Source organism: Paraburkholderia tagetis, assembly GCF_022213065.1.
GTDB classification, from domain to species: Bacteria; Pseudomonadota; Gammaproteobacteria; order Burkholderiales; family Burkholderiaceae; genus Paraburkholderia; species Paraburkholderia tagetis.
The window spans coordinates 27,095-47,966 of record NZ_JAKLJA010000018.1 but is presented as its reverse complement, the minus strand read 5'-3'; the positions used below and the strand labels follow the sequence as shown (position 1 = coordinate 47,966).

General features: G+C 66.0%; 17 protein-coding genes, 1 tRNA gene and 1 pseudogene. 15 read left to right on the top strand and 4 right to left on the bottom strand.

What is annotated here, in order from left to right; translation table 11 throughout:
• Positions 1–37: 37 nt before the first annotated feature.
• From L5014_RS20700 to L5014_RS20685, 4 genes are all read left to right on the top strand, one after another.
• The gene (locus tag L5014_RS20700; RefSeq protein ID WP_238465614.1) at positions 38–1,237 is read left to right on the top strand and encodes an aminotransferase-like domain-containing protein; all 1,200 of its coding nucleotides are present in this window, start codon (positions 38–40) and stop codon (positions 1,235–1,237) included.
• A gap of 52 nt (positions 1,238–1,289) precedes the next feature.
• Positions 1,290–1,754, top strand: coding sequence for a RidA family protein (locus L5014_RS20695; protein WP_238465613.1), 465 nt, complete (start codon positions 1,290–1,292; stop codon positions 1,752–1,754).
• 129 nt (positions 1,755–1,883) lie between these two features.
• Complete coding sequence (locus L5014_RS20690) at positions 1,884–2,786, top strand: PhzF family phenazine biosynthesis protein (protein ID WP_238465612.1); 903 nt, start codon at positions 1,884–1,886, stop codon at positions 2,784–2,786.
• Between the two features lie 391 nt (positions 2,787–3,177).
• Entirely contained in the window at positions 3,178–5,502 is a 2,325-nt protein-coding gene (locus tag L5014_RS20685; RefSeq protein ID WP_238465677.1) for a bifunctional diguanylate cyclase/phosphodiesterase, read from the top strand.
• Positions 5,503–5,600: 98 nt separating this feature from the next.
• On the opposite strand, the gene L5014_RS20680 is transcribed toward L5014_RS20685, so the two are convergent.
• The 3 genes from L5014_RS20680 to L5014_RS20670 all read right to left on the bottom strand — a co-directional run bounded on the left by L5014_RS20680 (position 5,601) and on the right by L5014_RS20670 (position 10,711).
• The gene (locus L5014_RS20680; protein ID WP_238465611.1) at positions 5,601–6,059 is read right to left on the bottom strand and encodes a DUF4149 domain-containing protein; all 459 of its coding nucleotides are present in this window, start codon (positions 6,057–6,059) and stop codon (positions 5,601–5,603) included.
• 266 nt (positions 6,060–6,325) lie between these two features.
• Positions 6,326–8,653 carry a DNA topoisomerase IV subunit A gene (gene parC / locus L5014_RS20675; protein WP_238465610.1) on the bottom strand — a complete coding sequence of 776 codons (2,328 nt, stop codon included), beginning with the start codon at positions 8,651–8,653 and terminating at the stop codon, positions 6,326–6,328.
• Between the two features lie 66 nt (positions 8,654–8,719).
• On the bottom strand, positions 8,720–10,711 hold the full coding sequence (locus tag L5014_RS20670) for a DNA topoisomerase IV subunit B (RefSeq protein WP_238465609.1): 1,992 nt from the start codon (positions 10,709–10,711) through the stop codon (positions 8,720–8,722).
• Positions 10,712–11,076: 365 nt separating this feature from the next.
• Here L5014_RS20670 and L5014_RS20665 point away from each other — a divergent pair, with 365 nt between their 5' ends.
• Positions 11,077–11,367: a nucleotidyltransferase family protein gene (locus L5014_RS20665; protein WP_238465608.1), complete on the top strand. Its 291-nt coding sequence runs from the start codon at positions 11,077–11,079 to the stop codon at positions 11,365–11,367.
• Positions 11,364–11,717, top strand: a pseudogene (locus tag L5014_RS20660) (HepT-like ribonuclease domain-containing protein). The gene L5014_RS20665 and the pseudogene L5014_RS20660 overlap by 4 nt, the downstream one beginning before the upstream one ends.
• Positions 11,718–11,756: 39 nt before the next feature.
• On the opposite strand, the gene L5014_RS20655 reads toward L5014_RS20660, so the two are convergent.
• Positions 11,757–13,685, bottom strand: coding sequence for an ATP-binding cassette domain-containing protein (locus L5014_RS20655; protein WP_238465607.1), 1,929 nt, complete (start codon positions 13,683–13,685; stop codon positions 11,757–11,759).
• A 355-nt stretch (positions 13,686–14,040) separates the two neighbouring features.
• Here L5014_RS20655 and L5014_RS20650 point away from each other — a divergent pair, with 355 nt between their 5' ends.
• The 9 genes from L5014_RS20650 to L5014_RS20610 all read left to right on the top strand — a co-directional run bounded on the left by L5014_RS20650 (position 14,041) and on the right by L5014_RS20610 (position 20,841).
• Positions 14,041–14,223, top strand: a complete 183-nt coding sequence (locus L5014_RS20650; protein WP_238465606.1) for a rubredoxin — start codon at positions 14,041–14,043, stop codon at positions 14,221–14,223.
• Between the two features lie 216 nt (positions 14,224–14,439).
• A tRNA-Arg gene (locus L5014_RS20645) sits at positions 14,440–14,514 on the top strand.
• Positions 14,515–14,678: 164 nt separating this feature from the next.
• Complete coding sequence (locus tag L5014_RS20640; RefSeq protein ID WP_238465605.1) at positions 14,679–14,954, top strand: hypothetical protein; 276 nt, start codon at positions 14,679–14,681, stop codon at positions 14,952–14,954.
• A gap of 374 nt (positions 14,955–15,328) precedes the next feature.
• A complete protein-coding gene (locus L5014_RS20635) occupies positions 15,329–15,595 on the top strand; it encodes a hypothetical protein (protein WP_238465604.1) in 267 nt (88 codons plus the stop codon).
• Positions 15,596–15,751: 156 nt separating this feature from the next.
• Positions 15,752–17,284, top strand: coding sequence for a DNA (cytosine-5-)-methyltransferase (dcm, locus tag L5014_RS20630; RefSeq protein WP_274389444.1), 1,533 nt, complete (start codon positions 15,752–15,754; stop codon positions 17,282–17,284).
• 33 nt (positions 17,285–17,317) lie between these two features.
• Complete coding sequence (locus L5014_RS20625; RefSeq protein ID WP_238465603.1) at positions 17,318–17,767, top strand: very short patch repair endonuclease; 450 nt, start codon at positions 17,318–17,320, stop codon at positions 17,765–17,767.
• A 195-nt stretch (positions 17,768–17,962) separates the two neighbouring features.
• Positions 17,963–18,466, top strand: coding sequence for a YbhB/YbcL family Raf kinase inhibitor-like protein (locus tag L5014_RS20620; RefSeq protein WP_238465602.1), 504 nt, complete (start codon positions 17,963–17,965; stop codon positions 18,464–18,466).
• A gap of 179 nt (positions 18,467–18,645) precedes the next feature.
• The gene (locus L5014_RS20615) at positions 18,646–20,085 is read left to right on the top strand and encodes an MFS transporter (protein ID WP_238465601.1); all 1,440 of its coding nucleotides are present in this window, start codon (positions 18,646–18,648) and stop codon (positions 20,083–20,085) included.
• 189 nt (positions 20,086–20,274) lie between these two features.
• Positions 20,275–20,841, top strand: coding sequence for a hypothetical protein (locus tag L5014_RS20610; protein WP_238465600.1), 567 nt, complete (start codon positions 20,275–20,277; stop codon positions 20,839–20,841).
• Positions 20,842–20,872: the final 31 nt, after the last annotated feature.

The following is a 20,872-nucleotide window of genomic DNA, read 5'->3' as shown; positions in this document are numbered from 1 at the left end:
CCGGCCCCTCGTAGCCGTTTCTCAACCAGGAGACCCCATGGACCAAAGCGATCTCAAGGCTGCCCCCGCGTGGCAACTGTCCGAGCGTGCGATCAAGCTGACCAGCTCGGCGATTCGCGAAATCCTGAAGGTCACCGAGCGGCCCGAGGTCATTTCGTTCGCGGGCGGCCTGCCCGCGCCGGCCTCGTTCCCGGCCGAGGAAATGCGCGCGGCCGCCGACCGCATCCTGCGCGACAATCCCACCGGCGCGCTCCAGTACAGTGCGACGGAAGGCTATCTGCCGCTGCGCGAATGGGTCGCCGAGCGCTACTCGGTGGGCGGCGCGAAGATCCGCGCGTCGCAGGTGCTGATCACCACGGGCTCGCAGCAGGCGCTCGACCTGCTCGGCAAGGTGCTGGTCTCGCCGGGCAGTCCCGTGCTGGTGGAAACGCCCACTTATCTCGGCGCGCTGCAATCGTTCTCGCTCTACGAGCCGAACTACGTGCAGATGCCCACCGACGACCTCGGCCTCGTGCCCGAAGGCCTGACGCCCGAACTCACCGCCGGCGCGCGCCTGCTCTACGCGATCCCGAACTTCCAGAACCCGACGGGCCGACGCCTGCCGCTCGAACGCCGTCAGGCGCTCGCCCGCTTCGCGCAAAGCGCGCCCTTCCCGGTCGTCGAAGACGACCCCTACGGCGCGCTCGACTACGCGGGCCAGCCGCTGCCCACGCTGCTCTCGATGGCGCCCGAGCATATCGTGCATCTGGGCTCGTTCTCGAAGGTGCTGGCGCCGGGCCTGCGCGTGGGCTACATCATCGCGCCCGAGGATCTGCACTTCAAACTGGTGCAGGCCAAGCAGGCCACCGACCTGCACACGCCGAGCTTCACGCAGCGCATCGTCCACGAAGTCGTGAAGGACGGCTTCCTCGACACCCATATCCCGAAGGTGCGCGCGCTCTATCGCGACCAGTGCGCCGCGATGCTCGACGCGCTCGCGCGCAACATGCCCGAAGGCGTGAGCTGGAACCGTCCCGAAGGCGGCATGTTCGTGTGGGTCACGCTGCCCGAAGGCATCGACACCATGAAGCTGCTCGAACAAGCCGTGGCGCAGAACGTGGCCTTCGTGCCAGGCGCGCCGTTCTTCGCAAGCGAGCCGCAACACAATAAGCTGCGCCTGTCGTTCGTGACCGTGTCGCCCGCGAAGATCGAGGAAGGCGTGGCGACGCTCGCGAAACTCATCCGCGCGCGCATCTGATGCGCGCAGTCCCGAACCCCTCTTCACTCTGACTGTAAAAGGACTCCTGATCATGGCTGACATCAACGTCTACGACCGCCTCAACGAACTCGGCATCGAACTGCCGACCGCCGGCGCACCCGCCGCCGCCTACGTGATGAGCGCGCAGAGCGGCAACACCGTGTATCTCTCGGGCCACATCGCGAAGAAGGACGGCAAGGTCTGGGCCGGCAAGCTGGGCGAGTCGCTCACGACCGAGGAAGGCAAGGCCGCCGCGCACTCGATCGCGATCGACCTGCTCGCCACGCTGCACGCCCACACGGGCGACCTCAACAAGGTCAAGCGGGTGGTCAAGCTGATGAGCCTCGTGAACTCGACGCTCACCTTCACCGAGCAGCACATCGTCACGAACGGCGCTTCCGAGCTGATCGCCGACGTGTTCGGCGAGAAAGGCAAGCACGCGCGTTCGGCCTTCGGCGTCGCGCAGATTCCGCTGGGCGCGTGCGTCGAGATCGAGCTGATCGCCGAAGTCGAGTAAGCGTTCGGCAAAGCGGCCTGGTCGGCCTGGGTGGTCTGTCCCGGGCTGACCAGGCCGCGCCCTCTCGGGTTGCGTTCCCTCGGTCGCGCCCCTCCCCCCGCCTATCTTCCCGCTCCTCTTTCTCACGCCATGACCGCACGCAGCGTCCGCTTCAAGCAGGTCGACGTATTCACGTCGCATCCCTTCAAAGGCAATCCGCTTGCCGTGGTGTTCGATGCGGACGGGCTCGATACGGCGCAGATGCAAGGCATCGCGCGCTGGACCAATCTCTCCGAAACCGCGTTCCTGCTCGCCCCCACCGACGCGCGCGCCGACTATCGCGTGCGCATCTTCACGACGCAAGGCGAACTGCCTTTTGTGGGCCACCCGACGCTCGGCACGGCGCACGCGTTCCTCGACAGCGGCGGTCAGCCGAAAACGCCTGGCCGCCTCGTGCAGGAATGCGGAGCGGGTCTCATCGAGCTGGCCGCGCAGCGCCCCGCCGGATCCGATAACGACGCCGCGCAAACCTGGGCATTCGCCGCGCCGCCCGCGAAGATGACGCCGCTGCCCGAGGCGCGGTACGACGCGCTACGCGCCGCGCTGCGCTCGCACGCGATCGATTTCGGCGCGGCGCCGTGCGGGGTCGACAACGGCGCGCCCTGGCTCGTCGTGCGTCTGTCCTCGGCGCAGGCGGTGCTCGCGCTCGACATCGACTATGAGGCGCTCGCAACCATCGCCGCGAGCGTGGGCGCGCAAGGGCTTGCGGCCTACGGCGCACACAGGGACGACGGCCCGGCCACCTTCGAGGTGCGCTGCCTCATGACCGGTCTGGGCAAAGGCGAAGACCCCGTGACGGGCAGTGCCAATGCCGCCATCGCCATGTTGCTCGCGCAGCAAGACCGCCGCCCCGGCAGACGCTACACCGTGCGCCAGGGCACGGCGATGGAGCGCGACGGTCGCGTCTTCGTGGACTATGACGACGCTGCGGACAAGATCTGGATCGGCGGCGCGTCGCTCACGGTCGTCGACGGCACGATGCAACTCGCATAGCACCGCGCCTGCGCGGCATGCATTCTGCGCAGCCCCAATACCCAACCGCACCCAACCGCACTCCATCGCACGCTGCCGCCGCTATGCGCGGCATCGCCTCTATGCGCCGCGGATCGTGACCGCGTCCGCGTTTGCCCACGACTCGCGTATACCCGGGGAGCGATGGCTTCCTTATTCATTGTCCAACCATTAAGATCCAGACATCGGATGCAAGAACGCGTCCGCTGTACCCTGTTCGCGCACTTCGCGCTACTTCCATAGCCGTTCCGATGCCGCCGATCCAACCGAGCGCCTTGCCGTTGTCCTGGCCGCCGCATCAGCGGCGCGACGGTGTGCGCGTGCGGCGGGCGAGATGAGCGCGAACTGGCGCCCCTTCTCGCGCGACGCGGGCATGCGCACCGGAGCGCCCGGGCCGGCCTACACGCGTCCGCGCACGCTGCTTGCTATCCCGCTGCTCGGCGTGCTGGTGCTGATCATGCTGTGGGCCGTGATCTTCACGCGCCTCGCGGTCGAGAAGGAAGCCACCCAGCGCGAGGCAACGGCCTCCGCGGCCATCCTCTCGGCGGCGCTCGAGCAGCACACGGTGAAGGCCATCCACCAGGTCGACCAGATCACGCGCTTCGTGAAGTACGAGTTCGAGAAGACGCCCGACCACTTCAATCTGTCGAGCACGGTCGAGAAAGGCGTCGTGCAGAGCGACTCGCTCGTGCAGGTGTCGATCATCGACGAGCACGGCATACTCGTCGCCAACACCGTGGAGCCCAATCCCAAGCCCATCGACCTCTCGGATCGCGAGCACTTCAAGGTGCACGAGCACGAGAACGACGACCAGCTCTATATCAGCAAGCCGGTGCTCGGCCGCGTCTCGGGCCACTGGACCTTGCAGATGACGCGCCGCCTCAATCACGCGGACGGCTCGTTCGCCGGCGTGGTGGTGGTCTCCGAAGACCCGAGCTACTTCACGAGCGACTTCTACAACAATGCGGCCATTGGCCGTGACGGCGTGATCGCCGTGATCTCGGACACCGGCGCCGTGCTCGCGCGCCGCACCGGCAACGCTGAGCGCGCGAGCGGCGCGTTCTCCGCGAGCGGCGTGTACCCGATTTCCGAGCACGTCTCGGGCACCTACACCGATCCGATCGACCACGTCACGCGCATCGTCTCGTACCGCCATATCGACGGCTATCCGCTCGCGGTGCTGGTCGGACTGTCGCAAGCCGAACAGTTCGCGGACTACAACCACACGCGCAACGTCTACCTGATGATGGCGACGTTCATCTCGCTCGCCATGCTGTCGTTCTTCGCCGTGGCGACCGGGTTGATCGGCAAGCTGCTCGGGCGCGAGCGCGAGATGTCGCAACTCGTGCAGTACGACCTGCTCACCGGCCTGCCCAACCGCTACGCCACGCTGCAGCGGCTGCGCCATGAAGTCTCGCAGCCGGGCAATCTCGGGCGCCTCGCGATTCTCTTCATCGACCTCGACAACTTCAAGACGGTCAACGACACGCTCGGCCACAACGCGGGCGACATCGTGCTGCAAATGAGCGCCGCGCGCCTCGCCGACGCCGTGGGCGGCGCCGGCACGCTCGCGCGCATCGGCGGCGACGAGTTCGTGGTGATCGTCAAGGGCGACGAGATCGAGAAACGCGCGAGCGCGATCGCCGACGTGACCAACGCCGCGTTCACGCATCCGTTCGACGTGCGCGGCAGCGCCTTCGTGCTGCATGCGAGCACCGGCATTGCGCTGTTCGCCGTGGCGCACGAGAGCGAGATCGACCTGCTCAAGAAGGCCGACCTCGCGATGTACGCCGCGAAGGAGGCCGGCCGCAACTGCTTCCGCTTTTACTCGCCGCAGCTCGCGCACCGCGCCGACCACCTGATGAAGTGGGAGCAGCAACTGCGCATCGCGCTCGGCGAAGGCCAGCTCTTTCTCGCGTATCAGCCGAAAATCGATCTGCGGCGCCGCTGCATCACGGGCTTCGAGGCGCTGGTGCGCTGGAACCATCCGCAGTACGGGCTTATTCCCGCGAGCGAATTCATTCCAGTGGCCGAATCGACCGGCCTCATCGTACCGGTGGGCGACTTTGTGATCCGCACCGCGTGCGCGCAGCTCGCGCAATGGCAGCAGCAAGGCTATGAAACGCTCTCGCTCGCCATCAACATCTCGGCGGTGCAGTTCTGGCGCGGCGACCTCTACGAGACGGTCGCGCACGCGATCGAGGAAACCGGTATCGCCGCGCACAAGCTCGAGCTCGAGATCACCGAGACCGCGATGATGGAGTACCCCGAGCTCGTCTCGGAGAAGATTTTCGCGTTGAAGCGCCTGGGCGTGCGCGTCGCGCTCGACGACTTCGGCACCGGCTATTCGTCACTCTCCTACCTGAACCGCTTCTCGGTCGACACGCTCAAGGTGGACCGCTCGTTCGTGCAGGCGATTCCGGCCGACCGCAGCGTCTGCGTGATGGTCTCGGCCATCGTCAATCTCGCGCGCTCGCTCGGCCTCACCGTGGTCGTGGAGGGCACCGAGACCGAGGAGCAGATCGCGTGGCTCTCCGCGCTCGGTCCGATCGAAGCGCAGGGCTTCCTGTTCTCGCGGCCCGTGCCGGTGGAAGGCGTGCCCGCGTTGATCGAGCGTTTCGGTGTGTGCGGCGCGGCGCAGTCAGGCGCGCACGATGCGCGCAACGAACGCGAGAGCGACGCACCGCAGCCGCGCTGAGCGGTGCTTAGCGGTGCATCCGCAGGACTGCTCACCCGCCCCCGGTTTTCGGCGCCCAGGCGCCGCTTTCCCTTGCCGCGCCGCAGAAGCGGCTATGCTCAGAACCCGCGCGACATCACCGCGACGCCGATCGTCACGACGCCCAGCACGAGATTGACGACGACCAGCCTGCGCACGGTGCCCACGGCGCGCGCGCCGTCGGGCCACTTCTGCGCCTGCACCGCGCGTCGAATACGCGGAAACACGGCGAAGCGGATATGGCCGAAGATCAGCATCATGATCACGCCGAGGCCGGCCATGGCGTGCAACTGCCACGTGGCGTGGCCGCCGCCGAACTGCATCAGCAAAAAGCCGCCCGTGAGCAGGATTACGATCACGGCGATGCCCACCCAGTTGAAAAAGCGGCTAAACACCGATTCCACGAGCGGCAGCCGCAATTGCGGCGAGAGATCTTCGAGCGCCGGACGCAGGCAGAAGTGCGCGAACACCATGCCGCCCACCCAGACGGCAACGCTCAGCAGATGCAGAAAGAGCGCGATTTCGATCGCGTGACCCATGCTTGAATTTCCTTGTACGTAGAAACTATCCGGCTGTCGACGGGAGTTGGTGCTTCAGCACTTACTCCCGTCCCATGCAAAGCTGTCGACCAGAGTTGGCGCTTTAGCGCTTACTCTGGTCCCATGCAAAGCTGTCGACGGGAGTTAGTGCTTCAGCACTGCCCCCGGTTCCCGCGTTGCGCGGCATTATTTCATGCGATGCCGCACGTGTGCGCCTCGCACGAAGCGCACACGCTTTACCGTCACCATCGTCGGCGGCCGACGGCTTATTGCGGCAGCACCGGACGCATGCCCGTGATGACCTTGAGCTTCGAGTCGGGCGCACGGCCCTTGCGCGCGCGTTTGCCGATCTGCGGCGCGAGCACTGCGCCCGCCATCAGATCCTCGCCCGCCTTGCCGCCGCGCCCCGTGCCCACCAGCACGACGCCGGCTGCCGTGACCGCGAGCGCCTGCACGAGCGTCTCGCGCGTCTTGCCGTCGTCGTCGAGCTGCATCAGCGTGACGCCGCGCCCGCCGCCCGAGAGCGTCTTCATCTCGTCGAGACCGAACACGAGCAGGCGCCCGCCCGACGAAAGGCACGCCACCTGGATCGCATTGGGCAGCATCGGCATCGGCGCGAGCGGTGCGCAGTTTTCGTCGATCGTCATGAACGCCTTGCCGGCCTTCACGCGGCTCACCATGTCGCCGATCTTCGCGATGAAGCCAAAGCCGTTGTTCGACGCGAGCAGCAGTTGCTGCTCCGCGTTCGCCGCGTAGTAGTGCAGCAGATGCGTGCCTGCTTCCAGTTCGATGAGCGAGGTGACCGGCACGCCGTCGCCACGGCCGCCAGGCAGTTGCGCGATCGATACCGAATAGACGCGCCCGTTGCTGCCCCACGCGATGAGCGTGTCGGGCGTGCGGCACTGGAACGCCGCGTAGAGCCCGTCGCCGGCCTTGAATGTGAAGCCTTGCTGGTCGAGCCCGTGGCCCTTGAGCGCACGCACCCAGCCCTTTTGCGACACCACCACCGTAACCGGCTCGTCCACCACGCGCACTTCGAAGCTCGCGCGCTTTTCCTGCTGGATCAGCGTGCGGCGGTCGTCGCCGTACTGCTTCGCGTCGGCTTCGATCTCCTTCACGATGAGCCGCTTCATCGACGACTCGTTCGCAAGCAGTTCCTCGAGCTTCGCCTTCTCTTCGCGCAGCTCCGCGAGCTCCTTCTCGATCTTGATCTTTTCCAGCCGCGCCAACTGACGCAAGCGGATTTCAAGAATGTCCTCGGCCTGGCGCTCGGAGAGGCCGAACGCGCTCATCAGCGCGCTCTTGGGCTCGTCCGACTCGCGGATGATGCGGATGACCTCGTCGATATTGAGGAAGACGATCATCCGCCCTTCGAGGATGTGGATGCGGTCGTCGACCCTGGTCAGGCGATGCTGCGTGCGGCGCGTGACCGTCGCGAAGCGAAAGCCGATCCACTCGCCCAGAATCTCGCTGATGCCCTTCTGACGCGGACGGCCATCGGCGCCGATCATCACGAGGTTCAAGGACGCGTTCGATTCGAGGCTCGTGTTGGCGAGCAGCGAATTGACGAACTCGCCCTGGTCGATCTTGCTCGTCTTCGGCTCGAACACGAGGCGCACGGGCGCATCTTTACCCGACTCGTCGCGCACGGCGTCGAGCAGCGCGAGCATCGACTGCTTGCTCTGCAACTGCTCGGGCGTGAGCGTCTTCTTGCCGAGCTTGAGCTTCGGGTTCGTCAGCTCCTCGATCTCCTCGAGCACCTTCTGGCCCGAGGTGTTCGGCGGCAGTTCGGTCACCACGAGCTGCCACTGGCCGCGTGCGAGATCTTCGATCTTCCAGCGCGCGCGCACCTTGAGGCTGCCGCGACCCGATTCATAAGCCGCCGCGATTTCCGCTTCGCTCGAAATGATCTGGCCGCCGCCCGGGAAATCAGGCCCGGGCACTTTTTCCATCAGCTCCGCGTGCGAAAGCTTCGGGTTCCGAATCATCGCCACGGCCGCCGCCGCGACTTCGCGCAGATTATGCGAGGGAATTTCCGTGGCAAGACCGACCGCGATACCCGACGCGCCATTGAGCAGCAGCATCGGCAGGCGCGCGGGCAGCGTCTTCGGCTCCTGGAACGAACCGTCGTAGTTCGGCATGAAATCGACGGTGCCCATGTCGATTTCGTCGAGCAGCAGCTTCGCGATGGGCGTGAGGCGCGCTTCGGTGTAACGCATGGCCGCCGCGCCGTCGCCGTCGCGCGAGCCGAAATTGCCCTGGCCGTCGATGAGCGGATAGCGCATCGAGAAGTCCTGCGCGAGGCGCACGAGCGCGTCGTAGGCCGACTGGTCGCCGTGCGGGTGGTACTTGCCGAGCACGTCGCCGACCACGCGCGCCGACTTCACGGGCTTGGCGTTATCGCCGAGACCCATCTCGTTCATCGCGTAGAGAATGCGTCGCTGCACCGGCTTCTGGCCGTCGCAGACGTCGGGCAGCGCGCGGCCCTTCACCACGCTCACTGCGTAGTCGAGGTACGCGCGCTCCGCGTAGTGGCCGAGCGTGAGCGTGTCGCCGTTCGGGGCGTCGGTCACTTCAGCAAAGAGATCGTCCATGTTTCAATCAGTCCGTAATCGGGTATGGGCTTTGATGGGCGTAAAGATGGAAGAAGGCGTGTCCGCTCAGATATCCGCTTCGACTTCGTTGCCCTTCTCTTCGAGCCACGAGCGGCGCGAAGCCGCTTCGCCCTTGCCCATCAGCATCGTCATGCGCGCGACAGTGGCCTCGTAGTCGAGGTCGCCGAGCGCGATGGGCGACAGGCGCCGCGTGTCGGGATTCATCGTCGTGTCCCAGAGCTGCTCAGCGCTCATTTCGCCGAGGCCCTTGAAGCGGCTGATGGTCCATTGCGTCTCGCGCACGCCGTCCTTGCGCAGCTTGTCGAGGATCGCTTCGAGTTCGCCTTCGTCGAGCGCATAGAGCTTCTGCGCGGGCTTCTTGCCGCGCGCGGGCGCATCCACGCGGAACAGCGGCGGGCGCGCCACGCACACGTGGCCGCGCTCGATCAGCTGCGGAAAGTGCTTGAAGAACAGCGTGAGCAGCAGCACCTGGATGTGCGAGCCGTCGACGTCCGCATCGGAAAGAATGCAGATCTTGCCGTAACGCAGGTTCGAGAGATCGACCGTGTCGTCGGGGCTGTGCGGATCGACGCCGATCGCCACCGAAATGTCGTGCACTTCGTTGTTGGCGAACAGACGGTCGCGCTCGGTCTCCCACGTGTTGAGCACCTTGCCGCGCAGCGGCAGGATGGCCTGATATTCCTTGTCGCGGCCCATCTTCGCGGAGCCGCCCGCCGAGTCGCCCTCCACGAGGAACAGTTCGTTGCGCGCGATGTCGGTCGATTCGCAGTCGGTGAGCTTGCCGGGCAGCACGGCCACGCCCGAACTCTTGCGCTTCTCGACCTTCTGGCCGGCGCGCGTGCGCGCCTGCGCCTGCTTGATGACGAGATCGGCGAGCTTCTTGCCGTGCTCGACGTGCTGGTTGAGCCACAGTTCGAGCGCGGGACGCGAGAACGACGAAACGAGCTTCACGGCGTCGCGGCTATTGAGGCGCTCCTTGATTTGCCCCTGGAACTGCGGGTCGAGCACCTTGGCCGAGAGCACGAACGAGACGCGCGCGAACACGTCTTCGGGCAGGAGCTTCACGCCCTTGGGCTGAAGATTGTGCAGCTCGACAAAGCTCCTCACGGCCTGAAAGAGACCGTCGCGCAAGCCGCTTTCGTGCGTGCCGCCCGCGGGCGTCGGAATCAGGTTGACGTAGGACTCGCGCGTGAGCGAGCCTTCCTCGCTCCATGCGACGACCCACGCAGCGCCCTCGCCTTCGGCGAAGGTGTCGTCGGTGGTGCGGGCGTCGGCATAGCGCTCGCCTTCGAACAGCGGGATCAGCAATTCGCTGCCGCCCATGCCTTCGAGCAGATAGCCGCGCAGGCCGTCTTCGTATTTCCACGAGAGGCGCTCGCCGGTCTTCTCGTTGACGAGTTCGACCTCGACGCCGGGCAGCAGCACGGCCTTCGAGCGCAACAGGCGCTGGAGTTCGCCGAACGGCAGATTGGGCGAATCGAAGTACTTCGGATCGGCCCAGGCGGTCACGCGCGTACCGGTCTTCTTCTCGTCGCGCGCGGCGTTGCGCGTGGTGAGGGGCTTCACGACATTGCCGTCCGAGAAGCCGATTTCGGCGACCTTGCCGTCGCGCCAGACGGTCACGTCGAGGCGCGTCGAAAGCGCGTTGGTGACCGAGACGCCCACGCCGTGCAGGCCGCCCGAGAACGTGTAGGCGCCGCCGGCGGCCTTGTCGAACTTGCCGCCCGCGTGCAGGCGCGTGAACACGATCTCGACGACGGGCACCTTCTCGTCGGGGTGCAGGCCGAACGGAATGCCGCGGCCGTCATCCTCGACGGAGACGGACTGGTCGGCGTGCAGCGTGACGGTGATGCGCTTGCCGTAGCCGCCGAGCGCTTCGTCGGACGCGTTGTCGATGACTTCCTGGATGATGTGCAGCGGATTCTCGGTGCGCGTGTACATGCCCGGCCGTTGCCGGACGGGCTCGAGGCCCTTGAGCACCTTGATCGACGCTTCGCTATATCCAGCGTTTGCAGCGTTTGACTTCTTCGTTGCCATGGTGATCCGCAGGGGGTTGTCCGCGCGGATGTCCACAGGTCCTGTGGACATCTACGGGGAAAACGCGTTGAGTGTTCAAAAAAACCGTGACGAAACAACAAGCTGGGTGCGCTGCGCAACACCCGGGCAGACATCGCCTGGCCGGCGCGCGCTCGCGCAGTCGCTCCCGCAGTTATTCGAATTCGCGAGGTATTGTACTGATTTGGGCTTGCGCGGCAATTTGGAAAGGGGTCGGCCGTTCGGCCGAGGGGTGGACGGGGGGCGACTCGCGTAGAATGAACTGCACGCGGCGCGGCCCCTGCCGTCGTATTTTCAACCGTGGTGTTACACCCGGGGTGCTATACCGTTTGGGAGCGTTGACTGTCATGAGACCATCCGAAGCCTTGCGCGCACACCGCGCCGAAATCCGCGCGATTGTCGCGAGCCACCACGCAACCAATGCGCGCGTGTTCGGCTCATCGGCACGCGAGGAGGACGACGACGAAAGCGACCTCGATTTGCTCGTTGATCCGACGCCGGAGACAACGCTTATCGATCTCGCACAAATCCAGTTGCGCCTCGAAGCGCTCATGGGCGTGCGAGTGGACGTACTTACGCCCAAAGCGCTGCCCGAAACCTTCCGCGCCCGCGTAGTCGCTGAATCGGTACCGGTATGAGAAAAAAAGATCTGCGCACCCCCGATTACCTGCGGCATATCCTTGACGCCATCGAACGCATTCGCACATACACGGAGCCGCTTTCACACGAGAGCTTCGCGGCAACACCAATGGCTGTCGATGCCGTCGTGCGAAACATCGAGATCATTGGCGAAGCGGCCCACAACATCACGCAGGGCGATCCTGAGTTTGCGGCCGCGCATCCCGAGATACCGTGAGAGGCAATGTACGGGATGCGCAACCAGGTCTCGCACGGCTACTTTGCCGTCGACATCGACATTGTCTGGAGCACCGTACAGACCTATTTGCCCGACCTGGAACACAAGCCCTCGAAGTTGAAGAACACATAAAAAAGCGGCCCTCACCAGGCCGCCTTCTCTCGCACTACCTCACTTGCGCTTGCTCTCCAGCTCTTCCCACCGCTCCAGCGCAACGAGCAATTCATCGTCGATCGCCGCATAGCGCTCGGTGAGCCGCGCGCCCTCCTGCGCATCCTTCGCGAAAATCGAGCCGTCCTCGATCTTCGCACCGATCTCCTTCTGCTCCGTCTCCAGCGCCTCGATGCGCTTGGGCAGCTCTTCGAGTTCGCGCTGCTCCTTGAACGAGAGCTTCACGGTGCGCTGCGCGTTGCGGCCCACCGCGCTCTCCTTCGGCGCAGCCGCCGCAGGGGCTGCTTCCTTCGGCGCGCGCGCCTCGGCAATCTCCTGCGCGCGAGCGCTCTGGGTCTGCCAGTCGGTAAAGCCGCCCACGTATTCGCGCCAGCTCCCCTCGCCCTCCGACGCAATCACCGAAGTCACCACGTTGTCGAGGAACGCGCGGTCGTGGCTCACCAGCAGCACGGTGCCGTCGTAGTCGGTCAGCAGTTCCTCGAGCAATTCGAGCGTGGGAATGTCGAGGTCGTTGGTTGGCTCGTCGAGCACCAGCACGTTCGCGGGACGCGCAAAGAGACGCGCGAGCAGCAGGCGATTGCGCTCGCCGCCCGAGAGCGACTTCACGGGCGAGCGCGCGCGCTCGGGCGAAAACAGAAAGTCGCCCAGATAGCTCATCACGTGCTTTTTCGCGCCATTGATCTCGACCCAATCGCTGCCCGGGCTGATGGTGTCGGCGAGACTCTTTTCGAGGTCGAGCTGCGCGCGCATCTGGTCGAAGTACGCCACTTGCAGATTCGTGCCCACACGCACCGTGCCGGCGTCCGGCTTCAACTGACCGAGGATCAGCTTCAACAGCGTGGTCTTGCCCGCGCCGTTCGGCCCGACGAAGCCGATCTTGTCGCCGCGCATCACCGTGCTCGAGAAGTTATCGACGATCGTGCGATCGCCGTAGCGCTTCACAACATCGGTCAACTCCGCGACGATCTTGCCCGACTTCTCGCCCTGCGCGACGTCGAGCCTCACGTTGCCCTGGACGTTGCGGCGCTCTTCGCGCTCGTGGCGCATCTGCACGAGGCGCGCGATGCGTCCCACGCTGCGCGTGCGGCGCGCCTCCACGCCCTTGCGGATCCAGACTTCTTCCTGCGCGAGCAGCTTGTCGAACTTCTCGTTCTCCACGCGCTCGACTTCGAGCTGCTGCGCCTTGCGCTCCTGGTACTGCGAGAAGTTGCCCGGATACGAGAGCAGCTTGCCGCGGTCGAGCTCGACGATGCGCGTGGCCACGCGGTCGAGGAACGCGCGGTCGTGGGTGATGAACAGCAGGCTCGAACGCTGCGCGACGAGCAGCTCTTCGAGCCAGCGGATGCCGTCGAAGTCGAGGTGGTTGGTCGGTTCGTCGAGCAGCAGCACGTCGGGCTGCACCACGAGCGCGCGCGCGAGCGCCACGCGCTTTTGCATGCCGCCCGAGAGCGCACCCACGCGCGCCTCGCCTTCGAGGCCGATTTGCGCGAGCGTGGTCAAGACGCGCGTGCGCCAGTTCCAGGCATCGGTGTGATCGAGCGACGATTGCAGCGCATTCATGCGTGCGAGCAGCGCGTCGTGCTCCGCGCCTTCAGGCGTGTCCGCGAGCTTATGCGCGACCGTGTCGTATTCGTCGAGCAGTGCGCGCACATGTTCGAGCCCCGAGGCGACGGTGTCGAACACCGTGGCATCGGCGTCGAAATCGGGCTCCTGCGGCACGTAGACGGTCGAAAGATCCTGCTGGCGCGTGACGAGGCCGTCGTCGGGCTTCGCGAGATCGGCGACGATCGTGAGCAGCGACGACTTGCCCGCGCCATTGCGGCCGATCAGTCCGACGCGCTCGCCGGCTTCGAGCGAAAAGTCCGCATGGTCGAGCAGCGCGACGTGGCCGAACGCGAGTTGCGCGCCGGTGATGGTGTAAAGCGACATGACTTGAGAGCGTTGCCTGCGTTGGAGAGCAAGCGCGTATTGTACCGGGGCGCATGGGGTGCGCCGCCCTGGCCCCCAAGCGCGACCTACTTCACATGAACCATGATCGTCTGGCTCCACTCGGGACCATACGTAGTGGATCGACTTCTCGCTGACCGGCACGACCGTCATGCCGATGCGGCGGGAGCCCGTCGCGCACGGCCGGCCCGTCGTTTTCCGGTAACATCGCGGGTCGCCCGCCGCCCGCCCCGGAAAGAGCAACGGGGTCATATGGCGGCCCCAATCCTCGGGTAACGTAGGCAACGCGGGCAATGATCAGCGGATATCCGCGTCGAACTGGAACGAAAGGTGTGTTGTGAGCGAAGTGATCGAATACAAGAGCTGGGTGTGCCTGATCTGTGGCTGGGTCTATAACGAAGAAGAAGGTCTGCCCGACGAAGGCATCGCGGCGGGCACGCGCTTCGCGGATATCCCCGATAACTGGCGCTGCCCGCTGTGCGACGTGGGCAAGTCCGATTTCGTGGCCGTGGAGTTCTGAAGCGCGCGACGCGCAGGGCGAAACGCAGTGCGGCACGCAGCACGACATTTTCCAGGCGAATCGCGTTTGCTATACTCTTGCGCCTGCGCAGCACATCGCGCTCGCCAGCGCGGGTCGCACGAGACCTGTGCGCAGACTCCGCGCCATGACGGGTGACTTGGGAAACATGGCGGTCTGGCGGAGTGGGAGCACATGCTCCCGCAGCGGATTTGACGGCTCCCTGTAGTTCAATGGATAGAACAAGTGCCTCCTAAGCGCTAGATGCAGGTTCGATTCCTGCCAGGGGGACCAGCCGCCCGCACCCATCCTCACCGCGCCGTTCGCCCGTGTGCGCCTTGCCGGCGCGGCCAGCCCGATATCTCCGTAACCTCCGTAACTATTTCGCTGTGCGGCATGCGCGCCCCGATCGCCAATCCCGCGCGCCTCGCAGCGTCCTCATTCGAGGCAGATCCATCATGGACATCAACAAGCAACTCGCCGCCCTCACCCATTCCGAACTGCAAACGGCCGGTGCCAGCCAGGCCACCGCCATCGCCGTGAGCGTCCTGCTGCGCCACCTGAGCTCGCCGGAGCTCGCCAAGCTGCTGTCGTCGGCGTTCGAGAATCACCAGGCCGTAATGCTGCAAACGCCGTGGCCCGAGCAGATGCTCAATTCGTTCGAGGCCACGCGCCGCTTCCTCGAAGGAGCCGCGCAAGGCCCCGCGCCTACGCCTGCAACTCCGGCCGAGTGAACGCACGCACGAGGTCGCGGCCGGGTTGCCGGGCCTCGTCGTGCGGATGCGGCAGAGGTATCCCGCAGGTGCCCGGCAGCCCACGAAGGCTTGTCAATTGTTAACCTTCATGGGCGCCGATCTCGCCTACGATGGTCTCCACCAAAAAAACCAGACGAGACCCATGCCATGACCTCACCCCACGTATTCGCGCTCATCGCGGCGCTCAGCAGCGTCGTGGTTTCGTCGATGACGACGGCTATGCGCCAGACCGCGCGCCAAACTGCGCGTCAAGCTACGGGTAAACATGGAGCCGTCCGGACCTAATGTCGGGGCCGGAACTGTCGTAATCTCCCGGCATGGACACACCTCGCCCCCTTCCGGCAGGCTACCTGATGTCGAGTCTCATCGACCAGGATATCGCCCATATTCGACGCGTCATGCCGCTTTCGCTTTCGGGCGACTTCGGCGGCCCGATCCTACCCGCTTCCTACTGGCGCAAGCGCCTGCACCAACTGCTCGACACCGGGCATGTCAATAAAGGCCAGCTCGCCGATATCGACAGTCTGCTGGTCCAGATCGGCCTCCACGAACTGAACGCCGCTTCGGCGGTAGCAACCAGTGCGGAGCAAACCGTCGGCGCCGCCGCCGGCCAACGCTAGTCGCTGGCCGCTGGCCACGCACATCCTCTCGGGCATCCCGGACATCTCGCTAGTCGCACAGGCGCAGCGCCTGTGCGACTAGCGTCGCGGCACACGGAACAGGCGCACCAAAAGACGCACGGAAATCCTGGTGCCGGGGGTCACCCATCGGTCATAATGTCCGCCAAAATACCCAGAGAGGACTTCGTGCACCCGGCCCATTCGCGAGACCTGCTTCAGCAGGCACGCCAGCGCTTCACGCAGCAGCAGATCGCCACTCACGTCGGCAAGGACGTCAAGACCGTGCGCCGTTGGGAAAAAGGCGAGACACCTTGTCCCGCCATGCTCGAAGCCGCACTGCGCGAGCTCTTGCGCAGCACCGAGCCAAGCGCGGGTTCCGCTGCGGATTCGTCCGTTCACGCTCCCGGGCGCTTTCGCTTCGTTGATCTGTTCGCGGGCATCGGCGGCATTCGCATGGGCTTCGAGGCACATGGCGGCGCCTGTGTCATGACGAGCGAGTGGAATCCGTTCTCGAAGAAAACCTATCTGGAGAACTACGCGCAGAAGGACGGCGAAGGTCATGCGTTCGTTGGCGACATCGTCGAATTTCCCGCCGCCGATGTGCCCGACCACGACGTCCTGCTCGCGGGCTTTCCGTGCCAGCCGTTCTCGATCGCGGGCGTTTCGAAGAAAAATGCGCTCGGCCGTCCGCACGGTTTCGAGTGCACGACGCAGGGCACGCTTTTTTTCGACGTCGCGCGCATCATCGCCGAAAAACGGCCCGCCGCCTTCCTGCTCGAGAACGTCAAGAACCTCCTTTCGCACGACCGCGGCCGCACCTTCGACGTGATCCTGCAAGTGCTGCGCGACGAGCTCGGCTACGACGTGCACTACCGTGTGATCGACGGGCGCCATTTCACGCCGCAGCATCGCGAGCGCATCATCATCGTCGGCTTTCGCGAGCCCACGGCGTTCACGTGGGACGCGCTCGGCCTGCCCGAGGAAGGCCCGCGCCTTGCCTCGATCCTGCATCGCACCGATGGCAGCGAGCCCATCCTGCCGTGGGACGGCGAGCGCTTCTTCGATCACGCGGCGCGCCAGGTCCAGCCGAAATACACGCTCACGCCGGGGCTCTGGGCGTATCTCCAGCAATATGCGGAAAAGCATCGCGCGGCCGGCAACGGCTTCGGCTACGGCCTCGCGTTTCCGGGGAGCGTCACGCGCACGCTGTCCGCGCGCTATCACAAGGATGGCAGCGAGATTCTCGTGCATCAGGGCGAGGGCCTGCGCCCGCGCCGCCTCACGCCGCGCGAGTGCGCGCGCCTGATGGGCTTTCCCGACACCTTCCGCATTCCCGTGAGCGACACTCAGGCGTACCGGCAATTCGGCAACAGCGTCGTGATGCCGGTGATGCGCGAAGTGGCGCGCACGATGATGCCGCATCTCGACGCGGCGCTGAATCGTGCACGTGCGGACACTCCGGCCGGCACACGCGCAGGGGCGAAGCGTCGTGCCGGCGATCGCGGCGGCAACGGTAGTGGCAATGGCAATGGCAGCGCGCAAGAACAAGCAGAAGCGGCCAGCGCGGCGAACCCGGTGCGAGCGGTGCGAGCGGTGCAAGCGGTGCCGCTCGCCGCTGACGGAGCTTCGTCCGTCGCTTCTCGCGTTGCGTCGTCGGCCGGGCCCCGGCCCGCTGCCGCGCCGGCCTGAACGCCGGCACGGGCGAACCGCAACGGACACGCCATGGTCGACGTCGTCGACACCGCCACGCGCAGCCGGATGATGTCGGGCATCCGCGGGCGCAACACGAAGCCCGAGATGCTGGTGCGCAGTCTGTTGCATCGCCGCGGCTTTCGCTTTCGTCTCGACGTGCGCGAGTTGCCGGGGCGCCCCGACATCGTGCTGCCCCGCTATCGCGCCGTGGTATTCGTGCACGGCTGTTTCTGGCATGGCCACCAATGCGCGCTCTTCAAGTGGCCGGCCACGCGGCCGGAGTTCTGGCGCGCCAAGATCGCGCGCAACCGCACCAACGACGCGAAAGCCCTCGCCGCGCTCGCGGCCCAAGGCTGGCGCGTGGCCGTGATCTGGGAATGCGCGCTGCGTGGTGCCGCACAGGATCCGCAAGCCGTCGTCGAGCGGCTGGCGCTCTGGCTCGAAGACAGCGCGAGCACCTGGTTCGAGGCGCGCGCCTGAATTGCGCGGCGCGCTTGCGGCCCGCCTGCGCTTGCGACCAAAGCGCCGCGCCCCTCAGTGATAAACTGGATCGGCTGTCGGCGCCGCTGGCAACGCACAGTCCGCCGCATGGTGCCCGACACTGCCCGGCACGTCGCGCCCGGCGTGTGACGCCCGCCGCATCCATTCCAGAACTGAACGAGAAGGAGGCAACCGATGGCTGATTTTCGACTCTGGTCCGACGACTTTCCGAGTAACGGCTTCATGCCGAAGGCGCAGGAGTTCGACGATCGGGCCTTCGGCGTCGATGGCGACAATGTCTCGCCCGCGCTGCAATGGGACGCGCCGCCCGCCGACACGCAAAGCTTCGCGCTCACCCTCTACGATCCCGACGCGCCGACGGGCAGCGGCTTCTGGCACTGGGTGGTCGTCAACATTCCGCCCGACGTGCGCTCGCTCGCGCTCAACGCGGGTAAGGCGGACGGCAGCCTGTTGCCGCAGGGCGCCGTGCAACTGCGCAACGACTACGGAACGGTCGGCTTCGGCGGCGCCGCGCCGCCACGCGGGGACAAGCCGCACCGCTATATCTTCCGCCTTCATGCGCTGAAGGTCTCGCAATTGCCGGTCACGCCGGAAACCACCAACGCGGTCGCACGCTTCATGACGCACCTGAACGAAGTGGACTCGACCACTTATGTCGGGCTCTACGAACTGAAATAGCGGCTGCCTGCGTGCGCAGGCCACAACGGCGCGCCGTGTGCGCAGCGGCTGTATAACTGGCTGTATAACTGGCTGTGAAGCGGCTGTATAACGGCTGTACAGCGGCGCGCCTCGCACGCACCATCATGAACGCACCCGGCGGTGCGCAGCAGGCTCGATGCGCGCCGCCCCTCTGATCGATGCCCACATCCACGCTTTCCGCCTCGCGCGCCGATCCCGCCGATCCTGTCGATCCCTCCGACGACGTCGAGACCGGCCTGCCCTTCCCGCAACGCTATTACGCGATTCTCGTGGTCGCGCTCGGCATCACGCTTGCCGTGCTCGACGGCGCGATCGCCAACGTCGCGCTGCCGACCATCGCGCATCACCTGAATGCGAGCCCCGCGAGCTCGATCTGGATCGTCAACTCGTACCAGCTTTCGGTGACGATCTCGCTGCTGCCGCTTGCCTCGCTCGGCGACCGCATCGGCTACCGGCGCGTCTACCTGTGGGGCATGGTGCTCTTCACGCTCGCATCATTCGGCTGCGCGCTCTCGACCTCGCTGCCCGCGCTCACCATCGCGCGCATGGTGCAGGGCTTCGGCGGCGCGGGCATCATGAGCGTCAACACCGCGCTCGTGCGCATGATCTATCCGCGCGCACAGCTCGGGCGCGGCATCGCCATCAACGCGATGGTGGTGGCGATCGCCTCGGCGGTCGGCCCGACGCTCGCCTCAGGCGTGCTCGCCGTCGCCTCGTGGCCCTGGCTCTTCGCGATCAATGTGCCGATCGGCATCGCGGCCCTCGTGCTGGGCATGCGCGCGCTGCCCGTCAACGAACGGCACCCGGCTCCCTACGACCTGCTGAGCGCCGTGCTCAACGCCCTCGTGTTCGGGCTCCTGATCTTCGCCGTCGACGGCCTCGGCCACGGCGAAAGCCGCGCATGGGTCGCGCTCGAATTCGCGGGCGCGGTCGTGATCGGCTGGTACTTCGTGCGGCGCCAGCTCACGCAGCCCGCGCCGCTCCTGCCCGTCGATCTGCTCGCCAATCCGGTGTTCGCACTGTCGATCGGCACCTCGATCTGCTCGTTCTGCGCGCAGATGCTCGCCTTCGTCGCGCTGCCGTTCATGCTCCAGGATGCCTTCGGCTTCTCACAGGTGCAGACGGGCCTGCTGATGACGCCATGGCCGCTCGTGATCATCGGCGCGGCGCCGCTCTCGGGCGTGCTCTCCGACCGCCATCCCGCCGGCATGCTCGGCGGCGTGGGGCTCGCGCTCTTCGCGCTCGGACTCGTCTCGCTGGCCTCGCTCGCCATGCTCCACGCGCAGCCCACCCTCTTTCAGATCTGCTGGCGCATGGCCTTGTGCGGCGCGGGCTTCGGCATTTTCCAGTCACCCAACAACCGGCAGATTCTCTCTTCCGCGCCGCGCGAGCGCAGCGGCGGCGCGAGCGGCATGCTCGGCACGGCGCGGCTCACCGGCCAGACGCTCGGCGCGGCGCTGGTTGCGCTGATCTTCGGCGTTGCGCCACAGCATGGGCCGACCGTGGCGCTCTATGTGGCGACCGCTTTCGCGGCCCTCGCGTCGGTGGTGAGCATGCTGCGGCTCGTGCCGGGGCGCGGCACGCCCGCGCGGCGCTAGCGCGCCTCGCCCTGGGCTGTGTCAGCGGCCTGCCGTCGCTTCTATCGTGCCTGTCGCTCCGATTGTTCCGATTATTAATCAGTCGCCCGCACGAACATGCACTAACATGGATTCATGGCGCCAGCCCGGCATCCGCCGATGGCTCGGCGCCGCTCTCCAGGTGAGTCAACCTCGCAAAGGGGGATTCCCATGTCACTGATCGTCGCTGGCCGGTTCACGACCTTCCCCGCCGCCGAAGCGGTCGCCGAAAAGCTGTTCGCGCGCGGCTTCGTCGAAGAAGACGTCAACCTGTTTTTCGTCAATCCGCGCGGCATGCACGACAAGCACGCTATGTCGCATTCAGCACGTGCCGATGCTGAGTCGGCGGCGCACCACAAGCGCAATCTCGTCATAGGCGCGGTAGCCGGCGCCGTGGTGGGCATCCTGCTGTTCGGCGCGCTGCTCATGGCGTCGCTGCCGTCCACCGTGATCGCGGCGGGCGTGGGGGCGTGGATCGGCGCGCGCATCGGCGCGGGCTGGCAGCACAGGGCCGAGCACGAGGAGCGCGTGCATCACGAAACACGCCAGTCGGGCGTGCTGCTCGCGGTGCATGTGAGCGCGGAAAATCAGGCAACGGCCGCGGAGGTGTTGCGCGAAGCCGGCGCTGATGAAGTCGAGCGCGCCTCGGGGCAATGGAACGGCGGCCATTGGGCCGACTTCGACCCGACGCAGGCGCCCACGCCATACGGCGGCCAGGCGGGCGCGCAGCAGGTCTGAGTGCGGCGGCCGCGCACTCGCGGCGGCTCTC